This is a genomic window from Absicoccus sp. (genome assembly GCF_034090965.1).
Lineage (GTDB): Bacteria > Bacillota_I > Bacilli_A > Erysipelotrichales > Erysipelotrichaceae > Absicoccus > Absicoccus intestinalis.
This window is the reverse complement of the sequence record NZ_JAXDRQ010000017.1, coordinates 1-3,205: the sequence shown is the minus strand read 5'-3', so window position 1 is coordinate 3,205 and position 3,205 is coordinate 1. Positions and strand designations below refer to the sequence as shown.

Annotated in this window: 2 protein-coding genes and 1 rRNA gene; all 3 read left to right on the top strand. The window is 36.1% G+C overall.

Going from position 1 to position 3,205, the window contains the following annotated elements:
- The first annotated feature begins 18 nt into the window (after nucleotides 1-18).
- Nucleotides 19-132 (top strand): 5S ribosomal RNA (gene rrf, locus SOS22_RS02910).
- A gap of 209 nt (nucleotides 133-341) precedes the next feature.
- The gene (gene pulA / locus SOS22_RS02905; RefSeq protein WP_320596269.1) at nucleotides 342-2,438 is read left to right on the top strand and encodes a type I pullulanase; all 2,097 of its coding nucleotides are present in this window, start codon (nucleotides 342-344) and stop codon (nucleotides 2,436-2,438) included.
- 56 nt (nucleotides 2,439-2,494) lie between these two features.
- The coding region (locus SOS22_RS02900) for an IMP dehydrogenase (RefSeq protein WP_320596268.1) at nucleotides 2,495-3,205 on the top strand (711 nt) is incomplete at its 3' end.

Here is a 3,205-nt window from a genome sequence, read left to right as displayed (position 1 = left end):
AGAGATCATCTCTCACGATCCGGTAGCGATAGCGGAGTGGATACACCTGTTGACATCCCGAACACAGAAGTTAAGCACTCCCGCGGCGAAGATAGTTGGGCCTGCCCCTGCGAACCTAGCACGCTGCCGGGTCTTTTTTTTTATGTTGATTAACAAGGGAGCATACCGAACTCTATTATGAATGGAATCCCATTACGTGATTGTGATAATACCATGAACAGAAAAGAGCATCCATGAAAAATAGATAATAAAATTTTAAATATATGATATGCCCACTTGGCAAATACATAGAATACAATTAATATTAGTGGTAGAATAACAGAAGAAGAGAGGCAAATTTTATGCGAATGCAATCTAACTTTGAGGCTTATTTTGATGATTTTGACTGTATCAACGTGTTCATGTCCAAAAATTTCTATAATGGAAATAGTTCTATTTTTCACTTAAAAGATACACATGATCGGATCATTCCTCTAACCATTCGTTCGCGGTCTGAACTGTATAATGGCTATATCCATTATGATCTATCTTTAAATGCTTCTTCGATCCAAATGGGTGAAGAATATACCATTTATGATGAACATTGTCGTACAACTATCGTAAACTATGCGCACATTGTGAAAACAGTAAGATTCAATCATACCTATACTTATAAAGGAAACGATTTAGGTTTAACCTATACACCTACTTGTTCAGCCTTTAAATTATGGTCGCCAATAGCCTATTCTATTTTGTTGTTGTTAAAACATGATCGACAAGAAGAAGTTTATCATTTGAAACGAGATGCCAAAGGCGTTTATGAAGTGAGTGTCAATAAAAATTGCTTAGGCGATGCATACTACTTTTTGGTACGAGTCAATGGCAGTTGGCGAAAAATTGTCGATCCGTATACCAGTTTTAGCGGTCCAAATTCTAAATACTCGGTTGTGATGGATATCCATCTTCTTGATTTGCCAGAAAAAGTGGTTATGCCTCCGTTAAAAAGCAATTGCGATGCACTCATTTATGAAGCCAGTATTCGAGATATGACCTCCATGCCAGATATTGGTGTTAGTTATCCCAAAAAATTTCAAGGATTTACGCAAGAAAATGAGATTACAAAAGAAAAATGTACCGGATTTAGTTATTTGCGTTCTTTAGGCATTACCCATGTTCAATTGATGCCCGTCTTTGATTTTGGTTCTGTAGATGAAGTATATCCCAATATTTTCTATAATTGGGGCTATGATCCCGTACAATTTCGTTGTTTAGAAGGTAGTTATGATATCAATCCAATTGATGCAACCAGTCGAGTCAAAGCTTTCGCAAATTTAGTCGCAAATTGCCATAAAGCAGGTATCCGTGTAAATTTGGATCTGGTTTTTAATCATGTCTATGAAAAAGAAAAATTCTCATTGGAAAATCTTACTCCAAATTATTATTTTTTAATGAATCGTGAAGGTGCTTTTTCGAATGGTTCGTTTTGTGGAAATGATTATGATTCACAGGCACCGATGGCACGCGAATACTTGGTTGAAACTTGTCGTCGTATTGTTGAGTGGTTTGATGTGGATGGTTTCCGTTTTGACTTGATGGGAATCCTTGATGTTAATGTCATGAATGAAATTGCATCTGTTTGTAAGAAGATCAAACCAGATTTTATGATCTATGGAGAAGGTTGGAATATGCCAAGCTTTGTTTCGGAAGATCTTCGGGCAACGCAACAAAATCAGCAAAAAATGCCATATATTGGCCATTTTTCGGATAGTTTTCGTAATGTCGTTAGAGGGCCGAATGACCAATTAACACAAAAAGGTTTTTCCAGTGGGGATACATCCATCATTTATTCTATGATGGATCGAATGAGCGCTTCAGGAAATACGTATGACTCACCTGAAAAAGTCATCAATTATGTAGAATGTCATGACAACCATACGCTATGGGATAAGAATCAAGTTTGTTGCAGTGATGAAAACGAAGAAATTCGTAAAAAACGTCAGGTTTTAGCAAATGCCATCGTCTTGTTGTCACAAGGTGTGCCATTTATTCATTCTGGCCAAGAATTTTGTCGAACCAAACAAGGACTTGGTAATTCATACAATCGATCGGATAATTACAATAAAATCGATTATGATCGTCGTAACTATTTTCAAGACGTACTCAATCAAACCAAAACCCTGATCCAAATTCGAAAAAAACATCCTTGTTTTCGATTATCGACCATTGAAAAGACACGAGAAAATACCCGCTTTGAAACGATTGAAGATGCTGTTTTAGTCTACGAATGCAACGATAAAGAAGATAGTTGTATTTCTTTTTTCAATCCAACCGGAAATACATATCATTATGTTGTACAGGATCAAGTGACGATTTTATTTGATAACGGAAATAACAATGGCCAGAGAGCAAAAGAAATCACCATTGCACCATATTCAGTTGTGGTTGGAGAATACGAATAAAATTTGCAAAGCATATTAAAATTGCATATAATCATTTCAATACAAAGGAGAGAAATATGGCAAAATTTTTTGAAGAACCATCAAGAACTTTTAATGAATATTTATTAGTACCAGGCTATACAGGTGAAGATTGTATTCCGGATCGTGTAAGTTTGAAGACACCATTGGTGAAATTTAAAAAAGGTGAAAAGCCAGCTATTTCAATGAATATTCCTATGGTTTCAGCCATCATGCAAGCTGTAAGTGGTGAAAAATTAGCTTGCGCCTTAGCTCAAGAAGGTGGCATTAGTTTTATTTATGGATCGCAAACAGTGGAATCACAAGCAGCGATGGTTCGCCGTGTTAAAGCGACAAAAGCTGGTTTTGTGGGTTCTGATTCCAATGTTTCACCAGAAGATACATTGGCCGATGTTTTGGCATTAAAAAAAGAAACTGGACATGCAACCATGGCGGTTACTGAAAATGGTGAAGCCAATGGAAAACTATTAGGTATTGTAACGAGTCGTGACTATCGTATTAGTCGGATGGATCCTTCAGAAAAAGTGAAGAATTTTATGACTCCATTTGATAAATTAATTGTTGGTGATGAAGATATTTCTTTATCAGAAGCCAACGATATCATTTGGGATCATAAATTAAATCAATTGCCTATCGTCGATAAAGACCAGAAATTAGTTGCGTTCGTATTTAGAAAAGATTATGAAAGTCATAAAGATCATCCATTAGAACTATTGGATGACAAAAAAAGATACATTGTAGGAGCTGGT

Coding starts and splice junctions, on each gene's coding strand:
- pulA (WP_320596269.1), top strand. CDS start 342: ATGCGAATGCAATCTAACTTTGAGGCTTATTTTGATGATTTTGACTGT.